We start from the raw sequence: 16100 nt of genomic DNA on the forward strand, positions 1-16100 counted from the left end.
AAGGGTGCTACTCATGGAACAGACGAGAACGGTTGTAGAGATGCGGAACATTACGAAGCGTTTCCCCGGCATCGTCGCCAATGACAACGTCTCCTTCAAGCTGAGCAAGGGCGAGATTCACGCCCTTCTCGGCGAGAACGGCGCTGGCAAGTCGACGCTGATGAACATCTTATTCGGACTGTATCAGCCCGAAGAAGGGGAAATATTCGTAAATGGGCAGGAAGTAGCCATCGACGGACCTAACAAAGCAATCAGTCTCGGGATCGGAATGGTGCATCAACATTTCAAACTGGTGCATCCTTTTACCGTCACGGAGAATATCATTCTTGGCAGCGAGCCCAAGAAATGGATGGGACTTTCGGTCGATAAGAAGTTGGCTTACGAGAAAATCGGCAAGTTATCCAAGCAATACGGTTTGAATATCGATCCTTATGCCAAGATCGACGATATTTCGGTCGGCATGCAACAAAGGGTAGAAATCTTGAAAACGTTATATCGCGGCGCGGATATTCTCATATTCGACGAGCCGACGGCCGTACTGACGCCACAAGAGATTAGCGAACTGTTGGTCATTATGCGTAACCTTGTGCAGCAAGGAAAGTCGATTATTTTGATCACCCACAAACTTAAGGAAATTATGGCGATTGCCGACACGGTGACAATTGTGCGCCGCGGTAAGGTCATTGACAGCTTGCCGACGGCCGGAACGAATCCGAACCAATTGGCTGAGAAAATGGTCGGTCGCGAAGTGTCGCTCAAGCTGGATAAAAAGGATGCCGTATTGGGCGAGCCAGTCCTCGAGGTCGATCGCCTGGTCGTGAAAGGCCGTTCGGGGCTCAATGCGCTTAACGAAACGTCATTCGTCTTGAAACGTGGAGAAATTCTCGGTATCGCGGGAGTCGAAGGCAATGGGCAAAGCGAGTTGATCGAAGCGTTAACCGGCTTGCGCTCGGTAACGAGCGGATCGATTAAGCTTGGCGACGAGATCATCTCGGGCCAGACGCCGAGAAAAATATCCGAAGCGGGCCTCTCTCTTATACCGGAAGATCGCCATAAGCACGGTTTGGTGCTCGATTTCCCGATTCGCGAGAATATGGTGCTCGAGACTTATTACCAGCCTCAATTCAACAAAAACGGATTTTTGGATTTCGGCGCCATCGAGAAACACGCGGAAAGACTGGTGAAGGAGTTCGACGTACGAACGCCTTCGATCATGACGGATGCTCGCGCTTTGTCCGGCGGTAACCAACAGAAAGCGATCATCGCAAGGGAAGTCGACAAGAATCCCGAAGTATTGATCGCCGCCCAACCGACGCGCGGACTTGACGTAGGAGCGATCGAATTCATTCACAAGCGTCTCGTGGAGCAGCGGAACATGGGTAAAGCCGTGTTGCTCGTTTCCTACGAACTGGACGAGATCATGCAACTCTCCGACCGCATAGCGGTTATTTATGAAGGACGCATCGTCGGGGAAGTTAAACCGTCGGAGACGAACGACCAACAGCTCGGCCTGATGATGACGGACTATAAACAACCGCAGGGAGGTCCGGACAACATTGAATAAGTTTCTTAAAATCATCACGAAAGAATCCGCGATCGTCCCGTTTATCGCGATCGTGCTGGGGTTGATCGTCGGAGCGATCATCATGCTGATCGGCGGTTACGATCCGATTCTTGCTTATCGCTCGTTGCTGAACAAGGTGTTCGGCAATCCCTACGATTTCGGCGAAACGCTGACGGCGATTACGCCTCTCGTATTCACGGGACTTTCGGTCGCATTCGCTTTCCGTACCGGATTGTTCAACATCGGAGCCGAGGGCCAATATATCATGGGTATGACCGGCGCGACATTCGTCGGCGTCAACCTCCATATGCCATGGTACCTCCACGCTCCGTTCGCGATCATCGTAGGTACGCTGATCGGCGGAATCTGGGGTATGATCGCAGGCTACCTGAAGGCGGCTAGAGGCGTCAACGAGGTCATTACCACGATCATGTTGAACTGGATCGCGCTTCATTTGGCGAACTATACGGTAAACCATTTCTTGCTCGAACCGGGCAAAGGCCGATCCTACATGATCGATCCTTCCGCTCAAGTCACGATCGGATGGTTATCGCGTCTGCTTGACGACGCGCGCGTTCACTGGGGTATGTTCTTCGCGTTGCTGTGCGTCGTATTCTTCTATGTCTATCTCTTTAGAACGAAGCAAGGATACGAGCTTCGCGTAGTCGGGAGCAATTCCGATGCCGCGCAATACGCGGGCATTAACGTGAACAAAAGCATTGTTAAGGCAATGTTCATTTCCGGAGCTTTCGCGGGTATGGCCGGCGTATTCCAAGTGCTTGGGGTATTCATGAACCAAGCGATAGCCGCAAGTCCGACCGGACACGGCTTCGACGGAATCGCGGTCGCCTTGCTTGGCGGCAACAATCCGGTTGGCGTTCTATTCGGGGCGGTTCTGTTCGGTACGCTATCGTACGGTGCGGCCGGAATGAGCTTCGGAGCTGACGTTCCTCCGGAGATTATACGAATCGTTATCGGTTCCGTTATCTTCTTCGTTGCAGCGCCGGGAATTATCCGTTGGCTAATGAAACGGTTGTCCGCCAAGAAGCGCAAAGGAGAGGTGGTCTAGATGGATATCGCAACGCTCGGGCATATGCTCAATACCGCATTCGTATTCTCTACCGCGCTTATCCTGGCAGCCCTCGGCGGCATTATATCCGAACGCTCAGGCGTCGTGAATATCGGCCTCGAAGGCTTGATGACGGCGGGAGCATTCGCGGCCGCGGTATCCGCGTACCGGGCTCAAGAAGCAGGATACGGCTCAGCGTCCCCATGGATCGGATTGCTGGCCGGCGCATTGTTCGGAGTCTTGTTCGCTCTGATTCACGCCGTGGCGACGATCACCTTTAGGGCGGATCAAGTCGTAAGCGGTATCGTCATCAACTTTATCGCGGGAGGTACCACGCTATATCTCGTGAAGCTGTTGTTCGATGGCGCGGGCGAAACTCCTCTCGTCGATCAGACGTTCCACAAGTGGAAAATTCCCGGCTTATCCGATATCCCGATAATCGGCGATGGGATTTTCAATTCCTATCCGACGACTTATCTGGCTCTGATTCTGGTCGGCGTTATCTTCTACATGCTCTACAAGACGTCGTTCGGCTTGCGCTTGCGCGCGGTCGGCGAACATCCTAGCGCGGCTGACACGGTCGGCATTAAAGTGCTAAGGATGCGCTATACGGCAGTATTGATGAGCGGCGTGCTCGCCGGAATCGGCGGAGCTACGATCGCCTTGACCACTACCGGGACGTTCTCGCATAACACGATATCCGGGCAAGGCTTCATCGCTCTCGCCGCGGTTATTTTCGGAAAATGGAATCCGTTGGGCGCATTGGGAGCCGCCGTATTCTTCGGCTTCGCCCAATCGATCAACAACGTGCTTCAACTGTTCGACTTCTCGTCTCATATTCCGGCAGAGTTCATCTACATGTTGCCATACGTACTGACGATCCTCGTGCTCGTCGGAGCGGTTGGCCGCTCGAAAGCTCCGGGGGCATTAGGCGAGCCGTACTTCCCAGGAAAGCGATAGCTTCTCCGAAAACAAAAAGCACTTGGGCAATCCGCCCAAGTGCTTTTTGTTAATCGTATGATGGCATTAACCCTTAGAACTTCGCGCCTTCCGAATATCTGTTCCCTGCGTTCCATAAGAGATATTCTTGAACCCCGCTGTCGTGCAAAGCTTTAATTTGAGCATCGACCTCGGCCGCGCCGTAAGTCATATAATGTCCTTTGCCGAGCCATTTGGCCGTGAAGTCCTGAATCCAAGGTCGAATAATCGGTTTGCTATCGCCTAGCGGATCGAGTTTCTTGTGGGTATCGTCCATGGCTCCCTTGATCGTAGCGTAAGGAGAGAGATCGGGTTCCTTCTGCTTAAACCAACCCGTGCTGTAGTGGCTAGGGTAGATCATCGGGCTGATTACGTTAACGGCGTTCGATATTTTGACGAAGTCTTGGCCGATGCCTTCCGCGGCGGGCACGGACGCGGCGTAACCGAAGATATCCACGGAAATCCTCACTCCGAGCGGTGCGAGTTCCTTCTTCGCGTATTCCACGAATCCGGCGACGATGTCGACGCGACTAAGTTCGCTTTTCGTGAATGTCAGGCCATCCGCCTTTTTCTCGAAGCCTTCCGGGAACCGGACGTAATCGAACTGGATTTCTTTGAAGCCGAGTTTGGCCGCTTCCTTGGCGATGGCGACGTTATATTCCCATACTTCCTTGCGATAGGGATTAACGAATTTGTCTTGGTTTTTATTTTGCCAAAGCGTGCCGTCTTTTTGAACGTAAGATAATTCCGGATGTTTCTTCGCGAGCACGCTATCTTTGAAAACGACAACGCGCGCGATCGGATAAATTTTGTGCTCCTCGAGTGTCGTCATCAGCTTATGAATATCCTTGATGTACGGCTGAGGGCTACCTAGTTTTTGCAATTCCGGATTGTCCGTCTTGTATGTAATGTTGCCGAGATCGTCCTTAATGTCTATTACCATCGTGTTTAATTCGGTGCGATCGAGCAAGTCGAGGAGCGAAGCCATCTTCTCGCCGCCCGCGCTGTAAGCCGTTACGTAAATTCCTTTCACGACCGGGGCATTCGGTTGGGGATCGCCTTGTACCGAAGATCCGTCGCCGGAATTCGAATCCGCAGGATCCGAGACATTCGTAGGCTGTTGTTGGAGCTGTTGGGCTTTTGTTGTAACCGTTTTCCATAATCCACTAATTCCTTTGTCGTGGGGCTGCGAACCGCCTATCGTCGTATTGAGCAGCAATAATAAAGCCATTAAAATATTCATATTTTCTCTCTCCCATCAGCTCTGTAACAAGATTATAAACGAGTTAGGGGGGAGTAGACACAGGTATTTTGTAGTATTTTGCGGAATTTGGTCATATTTACCCTGATAAATATTCGATCGGTTTAACGTTTGCGAAATTCCCCGATGACGTCGATCGTCTGTACGACGTTTACGAACGCTTTGGAGTCGATTTGCGTTACGAGCTTGCGCAATTCCGCAAGCTCGTAACGGGTCGTAACCGTCATCAACATATCGCGTTCCTCGCTCGTAAAGGCGCCGCGCGTTTTAATGATCGTAACGCCTCGCGGGATTTTCAACAGCCTCGATGCAAGTTCTTGGGTATGGGTGGTGACGATAAAGGCGGTAATTTTATGATGCGGGGTGTGGACGGCATCAATTATTTTTCCCGTTAAATAGATCGACAGCATAGAATAAAGAGCGGCGTTCCAATCGTCCTTCAAGAAACCTAGCGCCGCGACGACGATCGTATTAAGGAGCACGATAAGGATTCCGATAGGCAAGTTCCTTGAACGTGATATAATGGAGGCGATGATGTCAAAGCCGCCTGTCGATCCTCCAAATCGCAGCGCTGCCGTTGAACCTAATCCGACGAGCACTCCGCCGAATACGGAAGCGAGCAGACGGTCGTCTGTCAGCTCGAACTGGGGAATGATCTGCATGGATAACGCCGTAGATACAACGGTGACCACGCTCAGTAATATAAATCGTTTCCCAAGTACCCGATATCCCCAGAACAAAATCGGGACATTCAGGGCAAAATACAACCAGCCGATATTCCATCCGCTTAAATAGCCGATGACCATGGCTACGCCGGAAACGCCGCTGCTGAGCAGTTTTTCCGGAATGAGCAGGAGCTGGAAGCCGCAACCGACCGCGACGGCGCTAAGAATCATCAAAAATACGGGGCCGATTATGGCAAACCTTTTCATGTTAGCACTCCTTGCGATAGGGATGGGACGATTCCTTTTTTAGGTTCCCCTAGGAAAAGCCGATCATTCAACGACTGGTACTCTTTTCCTTAGACTGGAGTTTACAAGAGGGTATGTGCTATAATGAACTGATCATTTTTTTGGAAGCCGTAAGTTGAAGGCCCAACACAGAAGGAGATTGAAAAAGTTTGAGCACATTTGCAGAGTTTGGTTTGGAGTCCGACGTTCTTCAAGCCATATCGGAGATGGGATTTGAAGAAGCGACCCCAATCCAAGCGAAAGCCATTCCCGTTGCCATTGCCGGCAAGGATATGATCGGGCAGGCCCAGACAGGTACAGGTAAAACAGCTGCTTTCGGTATTCCGCTTATTAGCAAAATCGCAGCATCGGAAGACCGCATTGTTGCCCTGATCATGGCCCCGACTCGCGAATTGGCGATTCAGGTATCGGAAGAAATCGAGAAGCTTGGACGTTTCAAGGGACTTCGTTCCTTGGCTATATATGGCGGTCAAGACATCTCACGTCAGATCCGCTCCTTGAAGCGGAAGCCGCAAATCATTATCGGTACGCCAGGTCGTTTGCTAGACCACATTAACCGCAAGACGATTCGCCTCGACGACGTACGCAGCGTCGTATTGGACGAAGCGGACGAAATGCTCGACATGGGCTTCATGGAAGATATTCAATCCATCCTGAAGCTCGTGCCGGACGAACGCCAGACTTTGCTGTTCTCGGCTACGATGCCTGCGAACATCCAAAGATTGGCTCAACAATTCCTACGCGATCCGGAGCACGTCAAAGTCGAATCGAAGCTGCTTAGCGCGCCCTCGATTCAGCAATTCTACGTTGAAATTCAAGAACGCATGAAATTCGACGGCTTGTGCCGACTGCTTGACATGGAACCGCCCGAACTGGCAATCATCTTCGGTCGTACGAAACGCCGCGTAGCCGAGTTGTCCGAAGCGTTGATGAAACGCGGATATGCTTGCGACGGATTGCATGGCGATCTTTCCCAGAATCAACGGGATTCCGTTATGCGGAAGTTCCGCGACGGCAGCATCGATATTCTGGTTGCAACGGACGTTGCCGCTCGCGGTCTAGACGTTTCCGGCGTAACTCACGTAATCAACTTCGACTTGCCGCAAGATCCGGAAAGCTATGTTCACCGGATCGGTCGTACGGGTCGCGCGGGCAAAGAAGGAACTTCCTGGTCCTTCGTTACGCATCGCGAGACGGATCATCTGCACTTCATCGAAAAAGTAACGCGTCACCGGATTTCCAAAAAAGTCCTTCCGACGTTGTCCGAGGCGATGGAAGGCAAACAGAAGATTCTTGCCGAGCGCATTATGGATACCGTTCGTTCCGTAGAAGAAGTCAACCCGTTCAAATGGGTGGCCATGCAGCTTCTTGAGCAATACGATTCGGTCGAATTGCTTGCGGCGGCAATGAAGTTAATGACGGGCGACAAAAAAGACGTGAACATCGAACTGACACCGGAGGATCCGATCCGTTCGAAGAAGCGCAAGTTCGAAGGCAATCGCAGCGGCTCCGGCGGATACGGCAGCGGCGGACAACGTCGTTACGGCAGTAGCGGCGGCACAGGCGGCTCTGGCGGTTCGTACCGTCAAGGCGGCGGTCAAGGTCGCAGCGGTTCCAGCTACGGCAGCGGCGGCGGTCAACGCAAGCCATACGGCGGTAGCGGCGGAAGCCGTCCGAGCGGAGAAGGATATCGCGATTCGAATCGCGGACGTCCGGAACGTCGCGACGATTATCGCGGAACCCGTTCGCAAAGCGAAGATTTCGTCAAAATCTAAGCACTCAATTTTCACCAGTAGCTAACTGACGATTGTCATCAGGGAGGAATCCCCATGGAAATGCGGGGCATGATGGGCGGCTTTTATAGGTTGTCCGAGTGGGTCATGAGGTTGTCGGTTACGAATGTGTTGTGGCTCGTCACTTCCGTTCCGTTTTGGTTAATGCTCATCCTGTTCTTCCAGGTTGAAGACGCGGATCAATTAAAAGCAAACATTATCATGCTTGCGATCGTAGCTCCTTTCACACTGTTTCCGGCGACCTCGGCGATGTTCTCGGTCGCCCGGAAATGGGTTCTGGGCGATACGGATGTTCCGCTCTTCAAAACCTTCTTCCGCAATTACAAGCAAAACTATGTACAGGCCATGGTTGGCGGCCTGTTCTATGCTTTGCTGTTCGCGGTTCTGATTATCGATTTCCAAGTTTACTTGAACCAGATGAGCGGATTTCAGTTGATCGCTTACTTGTTCATCGCTCTCATGATCTTATTGCTAATATCTTTACTGCATTTCTTCTCGCTGTTGTCCCATTTTCATATGAAAACGGTTCAATTGCTCAAGAACGCGCTAATCCTGACGATCGGGCGACCGGTCAGATCGATTATTATGGCGCTCGGTGCCGCTGCCGTGCTGTACCTCAGTACGCGGATCACATTCTTGATCCCTTTCTTCTTCGGAAGCATTATCGCGATCTATACCTTCTACAACTTTAATCTAGTGATTCAAAAAATGATGCTAATGAAGGAAGCGGCCGAAACGGAGAACGATTCCGAGTCGGATTCGGAAGAAGAGAAGCAAACCCAGAGCTAACCATTTTACTTTTCTTACTCACGTGCTTATAATGAGAATACTCCTGCCTTGTGCGTTACGACGCTTAAATGTTTTGAACCAATGTTTGTTTCCAGGGAGCTCTAGATTGCCCGGTAGCTGACAGGCCCTCGAAAAGGGAAGTCAAAAGCCGCGCTGCGGGCACCCACCTGCCAAAGCAGGTTCAGAAACATGCACGTCGGACGGCATAGGCGGGTTTTCTCTATCCTTGGACTTTAATGCCCGGGTTAGGCGTGATAAGATGGAATGTAGCGCCAAGGGTAACCGGAGGGAGAGAAAGCATTGAAACGATTGCTGATTGGATTAATCCGCAGCCATGAACATACGAGCGACAAGGCCAAAGATCCAAAGCTTAAGTCTCATTATTATCGGCTTTCGAAGGATCGCGCATGGGACGAAGTTACTTCCATTCTGAAGAAAATGAAGGGCTACAAAGTTCTTCACGAAGTTCAGACGGTCGGGGAAATCGTAATGGAGAAGAAGTCGATGTCCGGACGTACGATGGACATCACGATTCAAGTCGTGGGTACAAGCCCAGGGAATAGCGCGGTCGACATTTACTCCGCATCACGTGGTTCGCTTGGGGATTTAGGTTCTAATTATAGAAACATACAGGAAATTTACGGTGTGTTGGACAAGAAACTGTCCTCATACAGAACATAACGAACTTTTCGTATTGGACATAAAAAAAGGCGAGGAAGGCATTTGCCTTACCTCGCTTTTTTATGCGGTAGCTTGCGCGTGAACGGGATAGCTTAGATCAAGCTTTTAACCGCTTCGACGGCCGCTTCGTAGTTCGGATGCTCGGTCATTTCGTTCAACACTTCTACGTATGTGATCTTGTTGTCGCCGTCAAGAACGAAGATCGCTCTCATGTCCAAATGTAACTCTTTGATGAATACGCCATAAGCTTTGCCGAAGCTGTTATCTTTGTAATCGGACAAGAGAACGACGCGATCGACTCCCGCGGCACCGCACCAACGAGCTTGCGCAAAAGGCAAATCCGCGCTTACGGTAATAATAACGACATTGTCGCCTAGCTTGGAAGCTTCTTCGTTGAAGCGGCGAGTTTGCGCGTCACATACGCCAGTGTCGATCGAAGGGACGACGCTGATTAATTTGACTTTACCGGAGAAATCCTGCAGCGAAGAAGTTTCGAGCAGATTTTTGTTTAAAGTGAAGTCTGGAGCGGTATCTCCGGCCTGCAGTACGGGACCAACGAGCGTGATAGGATTGCCTTTTAAAGTAACCGAACGTTCTTGGGACATGTTTATATTCCTCCTTCATTGATAAGGTTTGCCGTAATTATTATAATCGTTATCGAATACCATTGTCCAATGTTTGGCACTAGAGGCGGTCTTGGGAGGGGGTTATCGGGTGGAACTTAGACAGTTGCAATATTTCGTTCGAGTGGCTCGCCTTCAGCACGTCACGAAGGCGGCTGAGGAGCTTCACGTGGCCCAGTCCGCCGTCAGCAGGCAAATCCACAGACTTGAGGAAGAGCTCGGGATACGCCTTTTCATGCAGCGTGGGCGTAATGTTCAATTAACGCCGGTCGGCCAGCTTTTTCTTCGCAGAGCGGAGGCGTTACTTGGCGATCTAGATCGTGCGGTTATGGAAATTCATGAATTTCTCGATCCGGAGGTCGGCGAGATACGGTTGGGTTTTCCGCATAGTCTAGGGATTCATCTCGTTCCGCAGGTTGTTGCCGCATTTCGCAAGCTGCATCCGAACGTCAAATTCCGATTCCGCCAAGGGATGTACCCTTCTTTGATTCGAGACGTCGTCGATGCGGAAGTAGATATCGCGTTTATCTCGCCCTTCCCGGACAAGAACGAGCAAGTAACCGGCGAGGTAGTCTTAACTGAGGAGTTATTCGCCATTCTTCCCGATTCGCATCGGTTGGCGAAGAATGATTCCATCCAGCTTAGCGAATTGAAGGAAGAGACGTTCGTTCTCTTCGATGCCGGATATTCTTTGCGCCCTATCGTAATGGAGGCCTGCAGACAGGCGGGGTTTACGCCGAATATCGGGTTCGAAGGCGAGGAGGCGGGGACCATACGCGGGCTTGTAGCCGCGGGAATGGGCGTTAGTCTATTGCCGGAGATGGCGATGTACGAGACAAGTTCGATGATGCCGGCAGTCGTAAAGATTCGCGAACCGCACGTGACGCGTACGATCGGACTTATTCGCAGGTCCGGGGAGAAACTGCCTCTTGTCGTGCAGATGTTCCATGCGTTCATGATCGATTTCTTTAAGCACCAATACAAATCACTCTGATATCGTCGATCGATAACGATAAACAAACCCCGCCGATCATCGGCGGGGTTGTTCTGCGTATTTGCGCTTCGCGGATTAGTCGCGATTGCTTGAAGTGAAAATCATAATGTATTTGATCAATTCCAGCATAGCGATTAAAGCGGCGGCTACGTAAGTTAATGCCGCGGCATTCAATACTTTGGCTACTCCGCGTTCTTCGTCGCGCGTAATGAAGCCTTCGGATACCATGATATGGCGTGCCCGGGAGCTGGCGTTGAATTCGACCGGGAGCGTAACGAGTTGGAAGGCGACGGCCGCGGAGAAAAAGATGATCCCGAAGCCGATCAAGTTAAGCGACTGCAACAGGAATCCCGCAATTAACAGAATCGGCGCGAACCCGGAAGCGAAGCGAACGACCGGGAACATACGGTGGCGCATTACGAGCATCGGGTAGGACTGCTGATGCTGGATGGCGTGGCCGACTTCATGGCAGGCGACGGATATCGCCGAGATCGAGCTTTCGTAATAGACATGCTCCGACAAGCGTACGACTCGATGTACCGGATCGTAGTGGTCGGAGAGCTTGCCTGGTACGGGTTCGATCGGAACGTCTTGAAGGCCGTTACGGTCCAGCATCCGGCGAGCGGCTTCGTAACCCGTCATTCCGTTAGCGTTTTGGACTTCCGACCATCGATTAAACGTACTGCTAACGCGGAATTGGGCCCACAGTGACAATAAAAACGCGATAATAATCAAAAAATCCATCGGATGAAAAAACAACATGGCGTGTTCCCTCCATTGTAATGGGCGAATGTCTTTCGTTCGAAGGCCCGAACGAATTACATGAAATTACTTTTCCCTAAAAGGAGCAAAAGCGCTTCGATACAAGCTGCGGTCTGCGGAGTAATCGCGCGGAATAGTCGCTTAGCCTGCTGCGGCTTCATTTGGTCGAGCACGGGTTCCAGTTCCTTGACTTCCCGTTCTAGCTGAGCAAGGTGAGACTGAAGATCGGTCAGCTTGCGGGTGACCGCCTCGTCTGCGGCTACCCGGTTCAAAGCGGTGAATTGCTCGCGGATCTCTTCCAGGGAAAACTTTTGAGCCTTCATCTGTTCTATACGGCGTATGCGTTGCAAAGTTTCATCATCATATAATCGATAATTTCCCGTTGATCTTTTGGCTGGCGCCAGCAGTCCCAAACCCGTGTAATAATCAATCGTGCGAGGGCTAATCCCGGCTAACGAAGACAATTCTCCGATCCGGTACAGGCGTCCGGCATTCATCGATCCGTTCCGCATCGATCTCACCTTCTTTTCTACATATGATTTCTGCCTCTATCATACAGAAAGGCGAACCGTACAGTCAAACGTCATACTTATGCCGACTAAGCCTATCCTTATAGGCTTTTATTGTCTATGTGAGACGTTAACTCACGTGTGGTGGATTGATGTTAGGTTTTTCGGAAGGGAAATGGACTTTTTAATCGGTACTACCCATATATTTTAATAAATAATGGTCTAAATCCTAACATTGAAAATGAATCTGAAGGTTAATGTTAGATTTTTGGCGATATTCTCGGATAAATTTACGAAAACCATATTGTCAAATCATAAAGATCACCCTATAATGACACTAAGCCTTTCTTGAAATGTCATGAAACATAACATGTAGGAGAGTGGTCTTTGTGGTTAAGAAAAGTTTGATAGCGTTGGGTGCTCTTCTCTTGATGTTCCCGACAATGGCATTTGCCGATGATCCAACAGCCGGGCAATTGAACGTCGGGCTTAATGCATTGTGGGTCATGTTAGCCGGTATTCTGGTTCTGCTTATGCAAGGCGGATTTATCCTGCTCGAAGCAGGATCGACCCGGATGAAAAATGCCGGCCACGTTGCCGGTAAAACGATCTTTACGCTCGGTCTTGCTTCTATTGTCTACTGGGCTGTTGGTTACGGCTTCACATTCGGCGGAGATGCTTCCGAATCCCTGAACAAATTCATCGGACTCGGCAACTTCTTCTTCGACCCGGGCCATGCCGCAGCGGAAGGAGATAGCTATCCTTCCTCGGTATTCTTTATTTTCCAATTGGCGTTCGCGGCAGTATCGCTATCCATCGCATGGGGCGGCTTTGCGGAACGCGCTAAACTATCCGCTTACCTTATCTTTACGCTATTCTTCGTATCCGTGATTTATCCTGTCGTCGCTCACTGGATCTGGGGCGGCGGTTGGTTGGCTAAAGACGGAGCTCAAGACTTCGCGGGCTCGACGGTCGTTCACTTGACGGGCGCGATCGGCGCTCTGGCGGCAACGATTCTCTTGAAGCCGCGGATCGGAAAGTTCAATAAAGACGGTTCAGCTAACGAAATCCTCGGACATAACCAAGTGTTCACGGCATTGGCCGTGTTGATCCTGTGGGTGGGCTGGTTCGGTTTCAACGCTGGCAGCACGGTTGCGATCGGCGACGGTTTCTTCGGCTTCGTAGCGTTTAATACGCAATTGGGCGCGGCTGCCGGCGCGGTAGCGGCGTTGCTGATCTCCTGGCTCGTTAACGGCAAAGCCGACATTACGGCCATGCTTAACGGCGCATTGGCCGGTCTGGTTGCCATTACCGCATCTTGCGCGTTCGTAGATCCTTGGGCTGCGGTAGTGATCGGTCTAGTAGCCGGCGTGCTCGTATTCTTCAGCGCCAAATTTTTCGAGAAAATCAAAGTCGACGATCCGATCTTCGCGTTATCCGTACACGGAGCGGCAGGAGTTTGGGGAACGCTGGCGAATGGTTTGTTTGCAACGGAAGAATTGTCCGGCAAAGTCGGCATCGGTAAAGCAGGCTTGTTCGAAGGCGGCGGTTGGGGGCAACTGTGGGTGCAAGCGGAATCGGTTATCGTCTGCGGAGCTTTCGCGTTCGCCGCTTCCTTCATCGTATTGTGGGTCGTGAAACAAGTTATCGGTTTCCGCGTAACGGAAGAACAAGAAATCATCGGTTTGGATCTGAGCGAACATGGCAACTACGGATATCCGGAACAAATGAAAAAAGCCGGCACATCGGTCTAACCGTATTCCTTCCACCGGCGTAATTACAGGAGGTGTTGAAACCGCATGATTAATCCCTTATGGGAGACGCGGTTGCTAGACATCGCCGGCGCCGAGACGATCGAGCAGTTAAAGTCGGTTAGAGAGAGCGAACAGAACCGATTGGCGGCGAAATTACTCTCATCTGCTTCTCCGGCGGACGAAGTAATCGAAGAGTTAAATCGACTTCACGACGCGCTGATTGCTCGGGTGCTTAAGCTTGCGGAGAACGATTTGGCACGGTCGGGGTTTTCAGCTCCGCCCGTGCCTTATACGTATATACTGTATGGCAGCGCAGGGCGTTACGAGCAGACCCTGTATAGCGATCAAGATAGCGGTCTCGTATATGCGGAAGCGGCGAACGAATCGGAAGAAGAAAGCAATCGCTCCTACTTCGCTCGATTGTCGCAGGTAATGGTCGAGTCGTTGATCGAACTGGGGTATCCGCCTTGCGAAGGAGAAGTCATTGCTTCCAATTCGAACTGGCGCATGTCGATTCAAGAGTGGGAATGTAAAATCGATGCTTGGTTCGCGGAGCCGAGTTGGGAAAACGTCAGGTACCTGCTCATCGTAGCCGACGGAAGGGCGATCGCGGGAGATCATGAATTAGCCCAGCGATTGCAAAACCGATTTTTCGGCGATATGCTCGGCACTCCGGTTATCGCCGGAAGAATGATGGAAAATACGATTCGGCATAAGGTTCTGGTCGGCGTATTCGGTCAATTACTGGTCGAAAGGTACGGAGAAAACGCAGGAAGTTTGGATATGAAGTACGGGGCGTACATTCCGATGGTGAACGCTTGCAGGCTCCTGGCCATTCAAGCGGGTATCCGAGAAACGAGCACGCTAAAAAGAATCGACGCGCTTAACCGGTCGGACGTGCTGACGGACGAAGAAGCGAACGACGCCAAGCAGGCTTTTATCGTTTTTCTGAGATGGAGATTAATTACGACATGTTCGCCGGATAACGGCGAATTGCAGGGCACGGGTAAAATTCGCGTCGATCAGTTGCCGAAGGAAGCGATCGGTCAACTCAAACAAGCATTGAAAGCCGGCAAACAAATGCAACGCAGGGTTCAACGGGAGTTGCAGCGCCGCTTCGGCGGGAGGTGAAAGCGATGAAGGAACCTAAGGATACGAACTCCATGGGGAGAATGTGGAATTTATACAAGATGGGCGGGATCACTCCGGCTATCGCCTCCATGCTCGGTTCGTCCAACGCTCAGCAAATGGCCTTTATCCGTTCGATGTCTCGCGATCAGCGCAAAGAAAGCTCATTGGAAATGCAACTTTCGGAAATGGATTCGGTTGTTTTCGATCTGGAGACAACCGGATTTTATCCTTATAACGGAGATGAGATTCTTTCGATCGGCGGAGTGGTTATACGGGGGGGCAATTTCGAGGATGTGGAGCCGTTCTACCAGCTCGTCAACCCGAAAAGGAAAATACCGAGGCACATTACCGAGTTGACCGGCATTACGAACGAAATGGCGGAGAACGCGCCGGAACTGATGCAAGTGCTGCATGATTTCATGGACTTCGTGGGCAAGAGGGTGTTGATCGCTCACGGTAGCGGACATGACAAGCAATTCCTGAATTGCGCGCTTTGGCGCACTTCGAAGGTGAATTTGACCCACCGAATCGTGGATACGATGATGATCGCGAAATGGTTGGAGCCGAAGGCGATTCATTACGGCTTGGACGAAGTGTTGGGGAGATTCGGAGTCGAGGTTACGGAACGCCATCACGCGCTTCACGATTCGATCATGACCGCCAAGTTATATTTCAAATTTCTTAAGCTTATTAAAGATCGGCAAGTGACGACTTTGGGCGAGCTATATGCCTATTTGAGCCGCCATTAACTTAGACCATTACGGCAAACGTTCGACCGGCAGGCGAATCCATCGACGATCGGATTCGATCCGATAGACGGAGATTTCGCCCTGGGCCGACGCTGAGCCGACAATCCAATAAGTGCCCCAAGGAAACGATTGTAGAATGTCCTGCAAGCTAGGTGCGGATGAACCTTGAGGGTGGGAATGGAAAAAACCGACGATCGCTCGTTGGTTTTTTTGCGCTTCGAAATAGAGGCGGATCCATTGTTCCGGATCGAATACGAATGCGCGCTCCGGGTAGACGGCGACATTACGAACAAGGTCGAAGTTATCCGCGCGTATCGCGGAGTCCGTCAACGTGCCATAGATGAGTCCGCACGCTTCATACGGGTATCTCTGCCGCGCGGCATCGATTAATCGTTCCTCGAGTCGTTCGGGCATAATTACCAGTTGAACCATCTAAGCTCGCCTCCCTGCGTTCAGTATGCGGGATGGAGGC

Annotated in this window: 16 protein-coding genes and 1 other RNA gene; 11 read left to right on the plus strand and 6 right to left on the minus strand. The window is 51.2% G+C overall.

Annotated features, from left to right (window positions below; genetic code table 11):
* Window positions 1-13: 13 nt before the first annotated feature.
* The 3 genes from D7Z26_RS13100 to D7Z26_RS13110 are packed head-to-tail and all read left to right on the plus strand — an operon-like array spanning window position 14 to window position 3593.
* Window positions 14-1564 carry an ABC transporter ATP-binding protein gene (locus D7Z26_RS13100; RefSeq protein WP_120977401.1) on the plus strand — a complete coding sequence of 517 codons (1551 nt, stop codon included), beginning with the start codon at window positions 14-16 and terminating at the stop codon, window positions 1562-1564.
* Window positions 1557-2633, plus strand: coding sequence for an ABC transporter permease (locus tag D7Z26_RS13105; RefSeq protein ID WP_120977402.1), 1077 nt, complete (start codon window positions 1557-1559; stop codon window positions 2631-2633). Before D7Z26_RS13100 ends, D7Z26_RS13105 begins: the two co-directional genes overlap by 8 nt.
* On the plus strand, window positions 2634-3593 hold the full coding sequence (locus tag D7Z26_RS13110) for an ABC transporter permease (protein ID WP_120977403.1): 960 nt from the start codon (window positions 2634-2636) through the stop codon (window positions 3591-3593). It abuts the gene before it with no gap.
* 73 nt (window positions 3594-3666) lie between these two features.
* On the opposite strand, the gene D7Z26_RS13115 is transcribed toward D7Z26_RS13110, so the two are convergent.
* Both D7Z26_RS13115 and D7Z26_RS13120 read right to left on the minus strand, forming a co-directional pair.
* Entirely contained in the window at window positions 3667-4854 is a 1188-nt protein-coding gene (locus D7Z26_RS13115; protein ID WP_120977404.1) for a putative glycoside hydrolase, read from the minus strand.
* 122 nt (window positions 4855-4976) lie between these two features.
* The gene (locus D7Z26_RS13120) at window positions 4977-5804 is read right to left on the minus strand and encodes a YitT family protein (protein WP_120977405.1); all 828 of its coding nucleotides are present in this window, start codon (window positions 5802-5804) and stop codon (window positions 4977-4979) included.
* A gap of 188 nt (window positions 5805-5992) precedes the next feature.
* Between D7Z26_RS13120 and D7Z26_RS13125 the strand changes: the two genes are divergently transcribed.
* The 4 genes from D7Z26_RS13125 to D7Z26_RS13140 all read left to right on the plus strand — a co-directional run bounded on the left by D7Z26_RS13125 (window position 5993) and on the right by D7Z26_RS13140 (window position 9106).
* Window positions 5993-7618 (plus strand): DEAD/DEAH box helicase, encoded by a 1626-nt coding sequence (locus tag D7Z26_RS13125; RefSeq protein WP_120977406.1) that lies wholly within the window; start codon window positions 5993-5995, stop codon window positions 7616-7618.
* Between the two features lie 54 nt (window positions 7619-7672).
* Window positions 7673-8425 carry a YesL family protein gene (locus D7Z26_RS13130; protein WP_120977407.1) on the plus strand — a complete coding sequence of 251 codons (753 nt, stop codon included), beginning with the start codon at window positions 7673-7675 and terminating at the stop codon, window positions 8423-8425.
* Between the two features lie 37 nt (window positions 8426-8462).
* A non-coding RNA gene (ssrS, locus tag D7Z26_RS13135) (6S RNA) lies at window positions 8463-8645 on the plus strand.
* Between the two features lie 80 nt (window positions 8646-8725).
* Window positions 8726-9106 (plus strand): DUF1499 domain-containing protein, encoded by a 381-nt coding sequence (locus D7Z26_RS13140; RefSeq protein ID WP_120977408.1) that lies wholly within the window; start codon window positions 8726-8728, stop codon window positions 9104-9106.
* A 92-nt stretch (window positions 9107-9198) separates the two neighbouring features.
* On the opposite strand, the gene tpx is transcribed toward D7Z26_RS13140, so the two are convergent.
* On the minus strand, window positions 9199-9711 hold the full coding sequence (gene tpx / locus D7Z26_RS13145; protein ID WP_120977409.1) for a thiol peroxidase: 513 nt from the start codon (window positions 9709-9711) through the stop codon (window positions 9199-9201).
* Between the two features lie 109 nt (window positions 9712-9820).
* On the opposite strand from tpx, the gene D7Z26_RS13150 reads away from it, so the two are divergent.
* Window positions 9821-10723 (plus strand): LysR family transcriptional regulator, encoded by a 903-nt coding sequence (locus D7Z26_RS13150; RefSeq protein WP_120977410.1) that lies wholly within the window; start codon window positions 9821-9823, stop codon window positions 10721-10723.
* Between the two features lie 75 nt (window positions 10724-10798).
* On the opposite strand, the gene D7Z26_RS13155 is transcribed toward D7Z26_RS13150, so the two are convergent.
* Window positions 10799-11485, minus strand: coding sequence for a zinc metallopeptidase (locus tag D7Z26_RS13155; RefSeq protein ID WP_120977411.1), 687 nt, complete (start codon window positions 11483-11485; stop codon window positions 10799-10801).
* A gap of 56 nt (window positions 11486-11541) precedes the next feature.
* Window positions 11542-11997 carry a MerR family transcriptional regulator gene (locus D7Z26_RS13160; protein ID WP_120977412.1) on the minus strand — a complete coding sequence of 152 codons (456 nt, stop codon included), beginning with the start codon at window positions 11995-11997 and terminating at the stop codon, window positions 11542-11544.
* A gap of 440 nt (window positions 11998-12437) precedes the next feature.
* Here D7Z26_RS13160 and D7Z26_RS13165 point away from each other — a divergent pair, with 440 nt between their 5' ends.
* From D7Z26_RS13165 to D7Z26_RS13175, 3 genes are read left to right on the plus strand one after another with little or no spacing between them, the layout of a single operon-like run.
* A complete protein-coding gene (locus D7Z26_RS13165) occupies window positions 12438-13748 on the plus strand; it encodes an ammonium transporter (protein ID WP_199731708.1) in 1311 nt (436 codons plus the stop codon).
* 45 nt (window positions 13749-13793) lie between these two features.
* Window positions 13794-14879, plus strand: coding sequence for a DUF294 nucleotidyltransferase-like domain-containing protein (locus D7Z26_RS13170; RefSeq protein WP_120977414.1), 1086 nt, complete (start codon window positions 13794-13796; stop codon window positions 14877-14879).
* A 5-nt stretch (window positions 14880-14884) separates the two neighbouring features.
* On the plus strand, window positions 14885-15628 hold the full coding sequence (locus D7Z26_RS13175; protein WP_120977415.1) for an exonuclease domain-containing protein: 744 nt from the start codon (window positions 14885-14887) through the stop codon (window positions 15626-15628).
* A gap of 9 nt (window positions 15629-15637) precedes the next feature.
* On the opposite strand, the gene D7Z26_RS13180 is transcribed toward D7Z26_RS13175, so the two are convergent.
* Entirely contained in the window at window positions 15638-16060 is a 423-nt protein-coding gene (locus D7Z26_RS13180) for a Mov34/MPN/PAD-1 family protein (RefSeq protein ID WP_120977416.1), read from the minus strand.
* Window positions 16061-16100 lie beyond the last annotated feature (40 nt).

Source organism: Cohnella endophytica, assembly GCF_003628305.1.
Classification (GTDB): Bacteria; Bacillota; Bacilli; order Paenibacillales; family Paenibacillaceae; genus Cohnella; species Cohnella endophytica.